Here is a 12,029-nt window from a genome sequence, read left to right on the forward strand (position 1 = left end):
TTCACCGCCGCCGTCGCCGTGCTGATCATCGCCTGCCCCTGCGCCCTGGGCCTGGCCACCCCGACCGCACTGCTGGTCGGCACCGGCCGCGGCGCCCAGCTCGGCATCCTGATCAAGGGCCCGGAGGTGCTGGAGTCCACCCGCAAGGTCGACACCATCGTGCTGGACAAGACCGGCACCGTCACCACCGGCAAGATGACCCTGCTCGACGTCCATGTCGCGGACGGCCAGGACCAGGACGAGGTGCTGCGGCTGGCCGGAGCCCTGGAGCACGCCTCCGAGCACCCCATCGGCCATGCCGTTTCCGTCGGCGCCAGCGAGCGCGTGGGGGCCCTGCCGGTGCCGGAGGACTTCGCAGGCGTCCCCGGACTCGGCGTCCAGGGCATCGTCGAGGGCCACGCCGTCCTCGTGGGCCGCGAGAAGCTGCTGGCCGAGTGGGCGATGGCGCTTCCGGACGCACTGGCCGCCGCCAAGGCCGAGGCGGAGGCCAAGGGACGTACGGCGATCGCCGTGGCCTGGGACGGCGAGGCCCGCGCGGTCCTGGAGGTCGCCGACGCGGTCAAGCCCACCAGCGCCGAGGCGATCGCGCGGTTCCGGTCGCTCGGGCTGACCCCAATCCTGCTCACCGGCGACAACCGGGCCGCCGCCGAGTCGGTCGCCGCCGAGGTCGGTATCGACCCGGATCAGGTGATCGCCGAGGTGATGCCGGAGGACAAGGTCGACGTCGTACGCAAGCTCCAGGCCGAGGGCCGCATCGTCGCCATGGTCGGCGACGGGGTCAACGACGCCGCCGCCCTCGCCCAGGCCGACCTCGGCCTGGCCATGGGCACCGGCACCGACGCCGCCATCGAGGCCGGCGACCTCACCCTCGTCCGCGGCGACCTCCGCGTCGCCGCCGACGCCATCCGCCTCTCCCGCCGCACCCTCGCCACCATCAAGGGCAACCTCTTCTGGGCCTTCGGCTACAACGTCGCCGCCCTTCCGCTCGCCGCCGCCGGGCTGCTCAACCCGATGATCGCAGGCGCCGCGATGGCCTTCTCCTCGGTCTTCGTCGTCGGCAACAGCCTGCGCCTGCGCGGCTTCCGCGCCGCCGGGTGACATTCCCTCGCGCCCTGGGTCCGGCACCGATCTTCGGTGCCGGACCCGTCGTCTATGCCGTCGTCATCTCGGCCACGGCTGCCGACGTCGTGCGCTGTTCGTTCTGCCTACGCCACCCGTACTGGGTCATGCCCTTCGGCTTGTACACCGACAGCACCGTGGCCACGAGCAACACCAGTAGGGCGGCGCCCGCCTGGACCACGGTGCAATCCCGCCAGCGTGACGGTGACGAGTCGGTTGACCGCGGCCTTGGACGGCAGGCTGCCGGCTGCCGCGAGGGCGTGGAGGCAGTAGGTTGCGAGTTCGTCGGGCGCGACATGACCAGCCGTCGCGCTACCCGGCGGAGCGCTCCGCCGGCACGGTGCTCGCCGTCCGCGGCCTGGTCTGCCTCGACGCCGCCGACCTGCTGGCCGGCGCCGGGGTGGGCGGCCCGCGGGTGACCTGGCAGTTGCGCGCCGACCTTTCCGGGGCGGCGCTCGACCAGGCCCGCGCACTGACCGGGCCACTGTCCCAGTACAGCGCGGACCTGAGCGCCGCCCTGTGCCAGGGGGGAGACTGGATCACCGGCGACATCAGCTGCCAGGTCGGCGGCCAGGCCACCGGGTCCCTGCTGGTGACCGACTCCCTGACGCCGCTGCTCGCCGCGTTCACCGCTCAGGACCATCAGGCCAGGGCGCTGGCGGCGTTCGCCGTCGACGCGCTGGCCGCGGTCGCGCTGGCCACCACCGCCGTCGCGGTACGGCTGCTGCTGCGCCGAAGGCAGGCGCACCTGCGGTTGCAGCGCGCGCGGGGCGCGTCCACCGCGCGGTTGGTGCTGCTGCGCTGCGCCGTGGCCTGGCCGGTGGTGCTGATCGCCGCCCTGCTCGGCTGGGCGGTCGGACGGGCCCTCGCTCCCACCGGCACGTCGGGATCGCCGCAACCGGTGCCCGCCGCCCTCGCCGCCGCGGTGGTGGCGCTGACGGTGTCGCTGATGACCTGGCTCGCGGTCCGCGAACCGCGCAGGCCCGGCCGGCTGCGGCGCTCGCGCCGGAACATCGCCGTCGGCCGGCGCGTGGTCCTGGAGTTGACGGTGCTGCTCGCGGCGGCGGCGGGCGTGGTCGCGCTGCGCTCGCAGGGCCCCGACGGGATTCTGGGCGCGGTGCCGGTGCTGGTGGCGCTGGCCGTCGTGCTGATCCTGCTGCGGATCTGCCCGCTCGTGCTGCGCCTGGTGCTGCAGCAGACCCGGCGCGGCCGGGGAGCGGTGGGCTTCATCGGGGCGGCCCGGGCCGCCCACGACGCCCCGGCGACCGGGCTGGCCCTGTTCGTCCTGGTTCTGACCCTGGGCACGGCCGTGTTCGGCGGGCTCGTGCAGCGCACGATCGGCGACGGCCTGGCCACGGGTGCGGCCTGGACCACCGGCGCCGACGCGAGCGCGACCGCGGCCGGGACGGTAGCCTCCGCCGGGACCGCGACCGCCGCACCGGGGGCCGGCACCACCACCGGGATACGGACCGCCCTCCAGCATCTGCACACCCTCGACCTGGTGGGACAGGCCGACGGCGCGGTGATCTCCCCGGTCGCCGTGATCACCGTGGATCCCCCGCAACTGGCCGCCATCGCCCCGAAGTCGCCGCTGGCCGGCGCCCTGCTGTCCGGGCTGGCCACCGCGCCGGGAACCCGTGACGGCGCGAGCGTCCCGCTGCCGTCCTTCCTCTCGCCCGACCTGCGGGCGAGCGAGCGCACCGGCGGCTTCACCTCCACCGTTCTGGCCCATGGGCAGCCCCCGGTGAACCTGATCCTCAAACCGGTCGGCACCCTCACCGCCGCGGAACTGCGCGACCCCCTCCTCGGGCCGGTCACGGCCCAGACCGCCGCCGGGACGCCGATGCTGATCACCACCTCCACCGCCGAGCACCTGATGCCCCAGCAGGAGGCATGGCAGGAGTCGGGGCTTGGAGCCCCGGCGGACATCGACGAGCTCCAGCGGAAGATCACGAGGCTGGAGCAGCGCAACGTCGAACTGGCCTCCGCGTTGGAGGAGGCCCGGTCCGATCTCGATGCCGCGAGGGAGGCCAACCGGGACCTGACCAGAGCTCTGAACCAGCGCGGCTGAGTCAGTCACCGACCCGGATTGTCAGCATGCGAGGCGGTCCGGGTCTCGGGCGGTCGGCGGTTCCTGAGCGGACGTGACAACGGCTGCCAAGTCTGCGCCCGCTCGCAGCAGTGCCACGGTCCGCATGGCGATCTGGTCCAGGCGTTGTTGCAGGATGCGTTGGGTCTCTCCCAGGCCGTCGAGCTGGCGCAGGGAGCCCATGATGTCGCGCACTGCGGGAATGCCGTAACCGGTGCCGCGGAGGGCCGCGACGATTCGGGCCGCTCTGATTGCTGAAAGACCGTATCGACGTGCTCGCAGTGACGTCACTCGTTCGGGGATGACGAGCCCTTCCTGCTCCCAGAACCGCAGGGTTGAGGGGCGTACATCGAGCGCTGCGGCCAGCTGCGTGATCGTCATCGCGTCGCTCTCCTGCTCGAACTCGGGTGGGTTCGTCTCATCCTGGATCGCACGCAACGCTTGTTGAGCACGCAGAGCCTCGTCCCGTTCCCGCGCGAGCCGAACGTGCACCGCGCTGATTGCCGAGGCTGCCGCCGCGATCGTCTCCGTCCGCAGCTCCGCGAGCATCTGCCGTGCTTCGACAGGCCCAACAGCACGGGCGAGTCCGCGATAGGCGCGAAGAGCATGCACGTGAGCTGATGTGTATGAACGGTAACCGTTGCTCGATCGAGCGGCTGGGGGAATGACTCCCAGCCGCTCCAGGTCGCGAACCTGTTGCAGCGAGTACCCCGACTCTCTGGCGACATCGACAGTTCTCAGCGGTACTCGTCGCGGACCGATCGTGGTCTCGTCCACCAGCCAACCCCACATAAGCACTTGAAGGTAATGCTTGAACCATGAGTGTGGAACAGATCATCGCGACCGTGCGAGGCCTCGACGGCGCGCTCGTGCTTGTCCCGGAACCGGGAGGCGACTTCCCCGAACTCGCGTGGGGGGACGCGTTCTTCTACTACGCCCCCGACGGCCAGATACCCAAGAACGTTCAGCCCTACGGCACGATCGTCACCAAGAACTACCCCGACGACGCCGCTTCCGACCTCGACCCTCCGGGCCGCTGGCGCGTGAACGTCCACGTCGACCGTGCGACGTTCCAGGAGCTCACTGGAGAGGAGCCACGCAGCATAAGCCGTCCTCGCGACTACGCAGCCGCCGAGAGCGTGATGCCGCATCCGGTATACGGCGTGCTCGGCTGGATCTCCGTCGTCAACCCCGGTGAGAAGACAACGGACACGGTTGTGCAGCTACTGCGCAGCGCTCACGAGGCTGCTCGTGCGCGGTTCGCGCGGCGACACGAACCAGGACCTGCCTGATGCGGAACTGGCGCCACAGGTGTTGCACACGATACTGTCGATCCAACCAGCGCTGAGCTGCACAAAGTGGTCTCCACTCGCCTCGCGCCACACGGTCACCCCCAGAGAAGCCCGCACACGACGGCGATGCAGTCGGACTGCGCGAAGCTGTCGGCGCACGTGTCGGAGGCGCAGGCTTTCGATCCGATACCGGATACGGCGGCGCAGTCGCACTGGTCGAAGGCGCTACTGCACCTCGGGCGGGCGTCGTCGGCCTGCACGCGGGGCAATGCGGCCATGGACACGGACCTGATGACAAAGGCAGGCGCGGAGATCACGACGGCCAACGGCGAGCTGACGAAGGCGACAGCCCGGATCCGTGAGATCGCGAACGGGCTGAACTGATCACTGGCCCGCATCTCGGCGCCTCGCCCCTCACTGGGCGGGGCGCTTTCACGTTCCGTCAGCCGAACAGCCCTTCCTGCTCTACCTCGAACCGCCCGACGCCCGACCCGCTGGTCAGCCCAGCTTCCGCCGGCAGTCCCTGCCCATGCCCCACAGTCGCGCCTTCCGGGCGGTCAGCGGCGCGCCACACACCTTGCACCGGACAGGCGGACGCCCCTCCAACTGGGGTGTGTCCAGCGGCAGGGGCGTCGGGTCAGGGTCCATGCGGGCCGCGATGCCAGTCAGCGGCTCCGTGCGGGCTGGGTGCGGCGCTTGAGCGTGCGCTCGTAGTCCTGAAACCGGGCCTTGGCGATCACCGAGCGGTCGGTGGTGCGCAACACGATGCCCTCAGCGCGCCCACCCGCGCCCTCGTCCAGGGCTACGTGTGTGCCCGGCAGAGCCGACAGTAGCCACTCGTGCATGCCCTCCACGGTGGCCGGCAGCTCGTCGGCCGGGACGGTGCCCAAGCGGGGCGTCAGGTCTATGCTCTCGGCGTCGGCTGCCCGCTGGAGGGCGGCCTCGGTGCAAAACCGCTGGCCGCCGTTCTCCCGCCAGAATGAAATCTGCTCGCGGCTCCAGTCCAGGACGTCGGGCAGCACGCAAGCAACGTCGAACAGGCGGTAGCCGACGTTGCCCTGGACGGTGTACTGCTTGGCTGCGCCGCCGACCTTGTGGCCGTATACCTCCAGGAAGAAGACCTGAATGTGGTCCGTGCCCGTCCCCTGGAGCCGATCGGCCAGCGGCTTGAGGGCGTTTACGATGCCGAGGGCGGGGTTGCCCACGCGGTCGCTGCGGGCGTACAGCAGTTCCTCGCGGGAGCCGATGAACCAATCCCCGTCGGGTAGTAGGACGATGCGGCTGTTGGTGCCGTCGACCTTTTCGGTCAGGACCACGTCGCCCTCGAACGCCGTGGAGGTCTCCAGCAGGCCGCCGTTCTTCGGGTCGAGCTCGTGGTAAGTCGGGATGGACGGGTACTTGGTCGCCGAGTTGAGGGCGGCCAGGTCGGCGGGCGAATTGAGGCTGTCGAGGTCGGACACGTTGGGCCTTTCGAGTGGTTGGGATCGATGCTGACGGCCTCAGTGCGAGACGGCCACCGAGTTATGCGGTGCCGTGGTCGTCACGCGTTGGTCCGTGTCCGGTTGCGGGCGCGCGGACACTCAAAGCCCGGCGACCCGACGCACCGGGCGGATTCAGGCACCGGCCGGGGCATGCCGCGCCGCCCTGTCCCCCGCCGTCGTCCTGGTCGAAGCCGTCCCCGACAGCCCCGCCATGGAAGCCGCCGCCACCGCGCACCAGCTGCAACTCACCGCGGCATCCGGTACTGCAGCGGCCCAGCGGGCCGCGTAGGGGGAACGCAGGCTCCGACGAACCGCTGACAGTGCCGCAGCATCTCGTAGCGCTCCCAGTTGGCGCCGCTTCATACCGGCTCCGACGGGCCAAACGCGGACAGCAGGCTGCGGACACTGCCAAGATCACCGGGTGTCACCCTGCCAGTCCCAACGAAGCGGGTCGGTAGAACGCGGCCCGTACTGGGCACGGCCGCCGGGACCGTACCTTCCGATCTCAGTCCGCAGCGTGACGCCAGCGGCGCGGGCCGCCTCGGTCCAGCCGGTGACATCCAGGAGTAGTCCGTCCAGCGGGCCGCCGACCAGCTCCCGGTAGACGTGCCCGGGCCGCGGACCCGGGTCGGGATCGTCGTGGTCGGCGCCGTAGACCCGGCGCCGCATCAGCTCGTCCATCCCCTCAGGCTCCCACCAGGCACCGACACCCGGCCGGAACGGCGCCCGCCGGAGGTCAGTGCCGCAGGAGGCGTGGTGATGGCCGCGCGGGCGTGCCGGGGGCGCACTGGGCTCCACGAACGACGGCGACCAGATCGAGGCGACCGCCACCGTCAACGGCCTCCCCACGTGGCACACCGACCCCCCGCGCCACCCGCGCCGAGTTCACCACCGACGGCCGCCCCGTGGTCATCCGCCACACCTGAGGCCAGTTGGAGCGAAAGCCCCTGGACCGTCACCGTCAACGGCCAGCCCCAGGAATACCCCTCCCTGTACCGGCTGACCTGGCCCGAGCCCGTCCGTCTGCCGGCCCTGGCAGTACATCGCGCCGAGCGCTGACCCCCACCCACCGGGACCCGGCTCACCCGGGCCCCTGCCCGCCCGAGGCGCCCTGTGCGGCTTCTGCGCGGCCCAGGAGGACGACACCGAGCCCCCAGGAGCCAGGCCGCCCGGTCCCGCCCGCACACGGGCCCTTCCCAGCCCGGAAAGGCCGGCCAGGAACAGCAGCGCCACGCCGGCCCGCCCGCCCAACCCACCACCAGGAGGAACCCCGCATGCTGCCCAATTTCACCGCGTACGTCGCCCGCGAGGCCGTCACGTTCGCGCTGCTCAACCCCACAGCGGAGCGCGTCGGGGACGTGCGCCGACACCTGATGGGGCTTGAGCCCGACGCTCCCGCCACCCTGCACCTGGACGACACCTTCCCTCGCGACACCGTGACCCTGCACCTCCAGGCCTACCCGAACCGATCACCGAAGCAGAGGAGATCGGGAACCTGCAGATCTGTTGCCGCGAGCGACTCGGCGGGACGCTACACGAGTACGAATGTGCCGCTTGACCAGGCCGGATGATTTATCGCAACCGCACTGCCGAGCAGGGCTTCGAGGGATGCGGTCAGGTGCAGCACACTGCTCTGTGCCGCCAGGCCGTCCGGGAACTGGGCGCCGGCGTCCTCCCAGTCCGTATCGTCGCGGTCGTAGGCGTCGGCGACGGCTTCGGCCAGGAGTGGGGCATAGGGGCCGGCGGCCACCTCGCTGGTCTGGACTGCCACCACCGCGGGCGACAGGTCCAGCGCGGTGAAGCTGATCGTAGGAGTTGCCGACGTCCGCCGGGTCGTCTTCCGTACTGTCACCGACTCAGCCGACGAGGAACGCGCGGCCTGGCTGCTCCAGGCACGTCAGCAGGCCGCCGCGCTGTTGATCTGACACCGGGGTGTACGGCGAGCTGTGCACATTCGCATGTACCAGACTGGGCACTTTTACGTGAACGCCGAACACCATGTCCACAAGCCCGTTGACATCTCACATGAGATGCCACGATGCCAGCCCCACACTCCGTCACCATCGAAAGTGCGACAGAGCCTAAAACCTGATAGTCCCCCGACCCTCACATCGGTTCCGGGCAGCGCGGCCGTCGTTGGCCAGTAATTAGCCTGTTCACACGGGTTCCTCGTCCCCGACGCGCCGACCAGCGGCGCAGCTGTTCAGTCAAGCGTCGAGTTCGTCGGCGAAGTGCCGGAACTGTTTGTGGTCGTGGTGGATGTCCCACAGGGTCTGTGCGAGCACGGCGGGGTCCTTGCGTGGGTGTCCGGGCGTGATGGAGCCCGGGACGATGAGCTGCGCGACGTGGATGTTGTCCTCGGCGAGGGTGTCGTGGAGCATCCGGGCGTAGGCGCTCTCGGCAGCGAAGGCGACGGAGGTTCCGGCCAGGTCGGCGCGGGGTCGCACGGCGGTACCGCCGTTGACGAAGAGAACGGTGCCGCGGCCGAGGGCGCGCATGCCCGGCAGTACCTGCCGTACTGCGGCGACGGGCCCGTAGACGGAGAACTCGATCGCTCCCTGAAGGTCGGCGGGGGTGTTCTCCAGAACGGGCCGCATGAATTCCTTGTGCGGGAGGGGGCTGTACTGCAGGACTTCGATCGGGCCCAGCGTCACGGCCGCGGCGTCCAGGGCCGCCGCGAGGGCTGCCTGGTCACGTACGTCGGCCACGAAGCCGCGCGCGTTCACGCCTTCCCTGGCAAGGGCGCCGGCCAGGGCGTCGACATGCTCCTGGTTGCGCGAGATGAGTGCGACATCGAAGCCCTGGCGGCCGAACCGTTCGGCAACGGCCGCTCCCAGGCCAGGACCTGCTCCGATGATGGCGATGGTGGTCACAGCTGCTCCTCGATATCGCGGAAGGCACGGCGCACATGCCGTGAGCGGCGTGCGCGCCGCACCCGTTTTCGTTCAGTCAGTGTGCCCCGGCCAGGGGCCTGGCCGCTGAGCGGGGTGGTAAGAGATTCGGCTCTTCCAAGATCCCGGTGGTGACGCTCTGTGTCAGATCAGAAGGACCATTCTCATGACAGTGAGACAAGGCAAGGTGTAGCGCCCCACGACAGCCGACCAGCCACCACGTACCACGTCACAGCACAACAAGCAGGACACCTACAGCCACCTGACACACCGTCACCGACAACCGTCACTGACACCACACCGGCACATCGCAGTCAGGCCCTCGTCATCCTGGCGCACAGTCGTCCCGGCCGCGCGCCAGCTGGCGCATCGCGCGTACTGCGGGATATCCCGTGGGTTCGTCTTGATTCTCCGCACCTCGCGGTCACCTCGTCGCCCCCTGGTCACGAGCCACCCGGGGTGGCAGGAGCGCTCAGTGGATCATGAGGGTTCTTCGGGATTCCTGACGAAGCCTCATGATCTTCTTCCGGGAACGCGGGCAAGGGCCACAAACTGCCTGGCCAGAGCCGCCGAGGCGTCCTGAAGGTCCGCCGGAACCCACAGGATATCCCACAAAAGCCCGTGTCGGCAGGCGTCTGGTTGCCCTATGGTGACGCTACCGGCCATGAGCCCCGTCGGATCCGTTCCGAATTTGGGAGGGGAGGATCCGTGAAAATGCCGAGATGGTGGCGGTCGCGGCACCGCCCCACGAGGCAGAGCACCGTGGCCGTTACGGAGTCGCTGGAGCTGCCCGCTTCCGCCGAGTCCATTGCGGCGGCGATCGACTCGGCCCGGGGCCTGACGGACGAGCCCGGCTCGGCCGGGACGTCGGTTCGCGTCGTCCGAGACGTGCTGAGGAAGTTGTCCGCGGAGGGATGGGCCACGCGCATGTCCGCCAACCAGTGGTACGGCAGAGGCGTGTACGTCCGCGGCCTCGGACGGTACCGACCTGTGGTGGCCGACGCACAGGTGGCACCGAGTGCGTGACGCCCATCGTCACCAGCCCTCGACGAAGTCCACAACGCAGACGGCGGGAACCTCCGGGACCAGCACGGCTGGCAGAGGCAAGCGGGCCCGGGAGAGGAGCGAGGTAGCCAAGGCGGTAGATCGCGTCATCGAGGCGAACCGTGCCCACTACGAGGCCCACAAGAACGATGTCGGCCCCGGCGCGAACTGAGGCGCCCTCATATAGCGTCCCGACCCCTCGGTGGGTGCCTCGCCCGGCTTGCGCGCGAGCATCGCCCTCTCCGGCTCGAACAGCGCGGCGGGCATCTGCCCGCTCTCGCCAGGCGCGGTCTGCATCCGACCGGTGGCCGGGTCGATGCCGGTGGCCAGCTCACCGAGTTGCAGCGCCGGGTCGTCCCAGAACAGGATGCGGCCGTGGTCGTCCACCCGGTTCGCCATCCGAGCCGTCTCGGCCCACATCGCGGCCTCGTCCACCGCCTGCCCGTCGACCCGGAACCGCTCCCGCCGCGGCTTGCCCGCCTTGAACCTGCCCATGGTCCGCCCCCTCGCCCGTCCAGTGCTTCGTGGTTCGCCGAGGTGCGGGCGAGGTCGGCCATGAGCAGGTCGAAGACCTCGATCGCCTCGTCGGCGGCGGTGGTGCGCATCGTGGCGGCGAACGCCACCAGGGCATCCAGCGCGGCGCGCTGCTTGGCGTCGGGCTGGGCGGCCAGGATCTTCCACGCGCGCATGGCGCAACTGCCGATCGCCGGGCTACTGACGTAGCCCGAGCGCAACGCCACCCAGACCGAGCTGGGAATGCGCTGGGCATAGCCCACACAAGGGCCGGCCCGGACTCCGCTCAGGAAGATCCGGCCCGGCCCTTGTGTGCTGCGGTGCGGGCTCCACTGACACCAGGCGAACCGATGCGGGAACCGCCCCCGCAACCAGGTGTTCAGGACGTCTACCCGGCCGTGGCCAACCCGCCCACCGGCCCCGCGAAGTGCCCGCACGGACCGCCGGCGCAGCGCCACCGGGCGGTGCCGGCCTCCGCCACAGGGCGCACGCCGAGGCCGTGTCGCGGGCAGACCGGCCAGACCAGCCAGAACCGAGCCGCCACCTCGTCCTGTACCTCCATCGCGATCTCGACCAGAGCCCGCACCGGATCGTCCCCCGCCGAAGGAGCCAGGCCGTTCCCTGAGCTGAGCAGCGTGCCGTCTCCCAACGCCAGCAGCGCCCGGGGGCCGACGTCCTGCGCCCGCACGACATGCAGACCGTCGACGACTGCGCTGCCCGCGAAGTCCGCCGCCACCATCCGCACCGCCTGCTCCAGGACAGCAAGCCGCTCGGGAGCGAGCGCGAACCCCGGATCGAACCCGATGGCCCGCAGCAGCTCCGCCGCCAGCTCAGCCATCTCCGGTCCAGGGATGTCCGACGGCCGCCTGGCGACGAGTTCGCGGACAGCGTCGGCGCTGTGGCCCCAGTCCAGCAGCAGACACGCCAACTCCACGGCCTCGCCGTCCACCCGTGCGCCCGCGCGCAGGTTCCGGTACACCCGGGCACTCAATCGCTCGACAGCTCGCAGCACCTCTGCCGAGGCTGCGCTTTCTCCGGCCACAGGTAAGTGCCCTTCGCCGTGTTGTGCCGTGTCCGGCGCAATCGTCGCTGTTGCCGCAGCGAGGGGATGGCTGACAGTGCCGAGTAGCCGAGGGGGATCTCACCCCTCGGCTCTCACAGAACCGTGCGTAAAAGTCGCCCTTTACACGGCTCTTGTCGTTCTGGTCATCAGGCCGATACGGCACCCGTGGTCAGGCGCCAGTGCACGAACATGCGGGGATATCGCTGGGCGATCTCCTGCATCTTCGCGATGGCCTTCCGCTGAGCCGCAAGCCGTTTGTACTTCTGGCGGATCCAGCGCACCAGGTAGGCGTTGATGCGCATCACGAAGGGAATCAGCTCCCACGGCCTGAAACGGCTGTAGTAGTTGAGCCAGCCCGCCACCACAGGGTTGATCCTGCGGGCGAGCTCCTGGAAGGTAGCTATTCAGCAGGGTGCGGCCGGTTCGCTGGCCGGCTGGCATCGCTAGGGTGTCGGTGTGGGGGATGCCGTCTGGTCCGCGAAGGACCTCTTCGCCGAGTTGGCCGCGGTACGAGGCGAGTTGGCGGCTGCCCGGGGC

General features: G+C 70.2%; 19 protein-coding genes. 9 read left to right on the top strand and 10 right to left on the bottom strand.

What is annotated here, in order from left to right; genetic code table 11:
* Positions 1-1,098: heavy metal translocating P-type ATPase (locus tag EFK10_RS07905; protein ID WP_127355025.1), on the top strand; the 1,098-nt coding region annotated here is incomplete at its 5' end.
* A 52-nt stretch (positions 1,099-1,150) separates the two neighbouring features.
* Here the strand turns inward: EFK10_RS07905 and EFK10_RS47130 are convergent.
* The gene (locus EFK10_RS47130) at positions 1,151-1,300 is read right to left on the bottom strand and encodes a hypothetical protein (RefSeq protein WP_164835883.1); all 150 of its coding nucleotides are present in this window, start codon (positions 1,298-1,300) and stop codon (positions 1,151-1,153) included.
* Positions 1,301-1,393: 93 nt separating this feature from the next.
* Here EFK10_RS47130 and EFK10_RS07915 point away from each other — a divergent pair, with 93 nt between their 5' ends.
* Entirely contained in the window at positions 1,394-3,190 is a 1,797-nt protein-coding gene (locus EFK10_RS07915) for a hypothetical protein (RefSeq protein ID WP_240677068.1), read from the top strand.
* Between the two features lie 21 nt (positions 3,191-3,211).
* Here EFK10_RS07915 and EFK10_RS07920 read toward each other — a convergent pair whose 3' ends face one another.
* The gene (locus EFK10_RS07920) at positions 3,212-4,000 is read right to left on the bottom strand and encodes a MerR family transcriptional regulator (RefSeq protein WP_127355026.1); all 789 of its coding nucleotides are present in this window, start codon (positions 3,998-4,000) and stop codon (positions 3,212-3,214) included.
* Between the two features lie 32 nt (positions 4,001-4,032).
* Between EFK10_RS07920 and EFK10_RS07925 the strand changes: the two genes are divergently transcribed.
* Complete coding sequence (locus tag EFK10_RS07925; protein WP_206305353.1) at positions 4,033-4,500, top strand: DUF6194 family protein; 468 nt, start codon at positions 4,033-4,035, stop codon at positions 4,498-4,500.
* A 126-nt stretch (positions 4,501-4,626) separates the two neighbouring features.
* Positions 4,627-4,884: a hypothetical protein gene (locus EFK10_RS07930; protein WP_127355028.1), complete on the top strand. Its 258-nt coding sequence runs from the start codon at positions 4,627-4,629 to the stop codon at positions 4,882-4,884.
* Between the two features lie 114 nt (positions 4,885-4,998).
* Here the strand turns inward: EFK10_RS07930 and EFK10_RS51940 are convergent, their stop codons facing one another.
* Both EFK10_RS51940 and EFK10_RS07935 read right to left on the bottom strand, forming a co-directional pair.
* Positions 4,999-5,148 carry a DUF6011 domain-containing protein gene (locus EFK10_RS51940; protein ID WP_265737481.1) on the bottom strand — a complete coding sequence of 50 codons (150 nt, stop codon included), beginning with the start codon at positions 5,146-5,148 and terminating at the stop codon, positions 4,999-5,001.
* A gap of 17 nt (positions 5,149-5,165) precedes the next feature.
* A complete protein-coding gene (locus EFK10_RS07935) occupies positions 5,166-5,960 on the bottom strand; it encodes an RNA ligase family protein (RefSeq protein ID WP_127355029.1) in 795 nt (264 codons plus the stop codon).
* A gap of 73 nt (positions 5,961-6,033) precedes the next feature.
* On the opposite strand from EFK10_RS07935, the gene EFK10_RS07940 reads away from it, so the two are divergent.
* Entirely contained in the window at positions 6,034-6,270 is a 237-nt protein-coding gene (locus EFK10_RS07940) for a hypothetical protein (RefSeq protein WP_127355030.1), read from the top strand.
* 125 nt (positions 6,271-6,395) lie between these two features.
* Here EFK10_RS07940 and EFK10_RS07945 read toward each other — a convergent pair whose 3' ends face one another.
* Positions 6,396-6,662, bottom strand: a complete 267-nt coding sequence (locus EFK10_RS07945) for an MDR/zinc-dependent alcohol dehydrogenase-like family protein (protein WP_127355031.1) — start codon at positions 6,660-6,662, stop codon at positions 6,396-6,398.
* Between the two features lie 593 nt (positions 6,663-7,255).
* Here EFK10_RS07945 and EFK10_RS07950 point away from each other — a divergent pair.
* Complete coding sequence (locus tag EFK10_RS07950) at positions 7,256-7,552, top strand: hypothetical protein (RefSeq protein ID WP_127355032.1); 297 nt, start codon at positions 7,256-7,258, stop codon at positions 7,550-7,552.
* On the opposite strand, the gene EFK10_RS07955 is transcribed toward EFK10_RS07950, so the two are convergent.
* Positions 7,513-7,752, bottom strand: coding sequence for a hypothetical protein (locus EFK10_RS07955; protein ID WP_127355033.1), 240 nt, complete (start codon positions 7,750-7,752; stop codon positions 7,513-7,515). The genes EFK10_RS07950 and EFK10_RS07955 overlap by 40 nt on opposite strands.
* A gap of 25 nt (positions 7,753-7,777) precedes the next feature.
* Here EFK10_RS07955 and EFK10_RS51945 point away from each other — a divergent pair, with 25 nt between their 5' ends.
* Positions 7,778-7,906 carry a hypothetical protein gene (locus EFK10_RS51945; RefSeq protein WP_265737482.1) on the top strand — a complete coding sequence of 43 codons (129 nt, stop codon included), beginning with the start codon at positions 7,778-7,780 and terminating at the stop codon, positions 7,904-7,906.
* Positions 7,907-8,188: 282 nt separating this feature from the next.
* Here the strand turns inward: EFK10_RS51945 and EFK10_RS07965 are convergent, their stop codons facing one another.
* Positions 8,189-8,854 carry an SDR family NAD(P)-dependent oxidoreductase gene (locus tag EFK10_RS07965; RefSeq protein ID WP_127355034.1) on the bottom strand — a complete coding sequence of 222 codons (666 nt, stop codon included), beginning with the start codon at positions 8,852-8,854 and terminating at the stop codon, positions 8,189-8,191.
* Positions 8,855-9,634: 780 nt separating this feature from the next.
* On the opposite strand from EFK10_RS07965, the gene EFK10_RS07970 reads away from it, so the two are divergent.
* Positions 9,635-9,898: a hypothetical protein gene (locus EFK10_RS07970; protein WP_127355035.1), complete on the top strand. Its 264-nt coding sequence runs from the start codon at positions 9,635-9,637 to the stop codon at positions 9,896-9,898.
* A 147-nt stretch (positions 9,899-10,045) separates the two neighbouring features.
* Here the strand turns inward: EFK10_RS07970 and EFK10_RS07975 are convergent, their stop codons facing one another.
* Positions 10,046-10,411, bottom strand: a complete 366-nt coding sequence (locus EFK10_RS07975; RefSeq protein ID WP_127355036.1) for a hypothetical protein — start codon at positions 10,409-10,411, stop codon at positions 10,046-10,048.
* A 60-nt stretch (positions 10,412-10,471) separates the two neighbouring features.
* Between EFK10_RS07975 and EFK10_RS47135 the strand changes: the two genes are divergently transcribed.
* Complete coding sequence (locus tag EFK10_RS47135; protein WP_164835884.1) at positions 10,472-10,639, top strand: hypothetical protein; 168 nt, start codon at positions 10,472-10,474, stop codon at positions 10,637-10,639.
* Positions 10,640-10,817: 178 nt separating this feature from the next.
* Here EFK10_RS47135 and EFK10_RS07980 read toward each other — a convergent pair whose 3' ends face one another.
* Together EFK10_RS07980 and EFK10_RS07985 are read right to left on the bottom strand one after the other, a co-directional pair.
* A complete protein-coding gene (locus EFK10_RS07980) occupies positions 10,818-11,441 on the bottom strand; it encodes a hypothetical protein (RefSeq protein WP_127355037.1) in 624 nt (207 codons plus the stop codon).
* Between the two features lie 197 nt (positions 11,442-11,638).
* Entirely contained in the window at positions 11,639-11,896 is a 258-nt protein-coding gene (locus tag EFK10_RS07985) for a group II intron maturase-specific domain-containing protein (RefSeq protein WP_265737483.1), read from the bottom strand.
* Positions 11,897-12,029 lie beyond the last annotated feature (133 nt).

The sequence above is a fragment of the Streptomyces soli genome, from assembly GCF_003999195.1.
GTDB lineage: Bacteria > Actinomycetota > Actinomycetes > Streptomycetales > Streptomycetaceae > Actinacidiphila > Actinacidiphila soli.

What these genes read in the sequence shown, in the direction of transcription:
- EFK10_RS47135 (WP_164835884.1), top strand. Translation starts at nt 10,472, where the DNA reads ATGAGCAGGTCGAAGACCTCGATCGCCTCGTCGGCGGCGGTGGTGCGC.
- EFK10_RS51940 (WP_265737481.1), bottom strand. Translation starts at nt 5,148, where the DNA reads ATGGACCCTGACCCGACGCCCCTGCCGCTGGACACACCCCAGTTGGAG.
- EFK10_RS07950 (WP_127355032.1), top strand. Translation starts at nt 7,256, where the DNA reads ATGCTGCCCAATTTCACCGCGTACGTCGCCCGCGAGGCCGTCACGTTC.
- EFK10_RS07975 (WP_127355036.1), bottom strand. Translation starts at nt 10,411, where the DNA reads ATGGGCAGGTTCAAGGCGGGCAAGCCGCGGCGGGAGCGGTTCCGGGTC.
- EFK10_RS07945 (WP_127355031.1), bottom strand. Translation starts at nt 6,662, where the DNA reads ATGGACGAGCTGATGCGGCGCCGGGTCTACGGCGCCGACCACGACGAT.
- EFK10_RS07930 (WP_127355028.1), top strand. Translation starts at nt 4,627, where the DNA reads ATGCAGTCGGACTGCGCGAAGCTGTCGGCGCACGTGTCGGAGGCGCAG.
- EFK10_RS07920 (WP_127355026.1), bottom strand. Translation starts at nt 4,000, where the DNA reads ATGTGGGGTTGGCTGGTGGACGAGACCACGATCGGTCCGCGACGAGTA.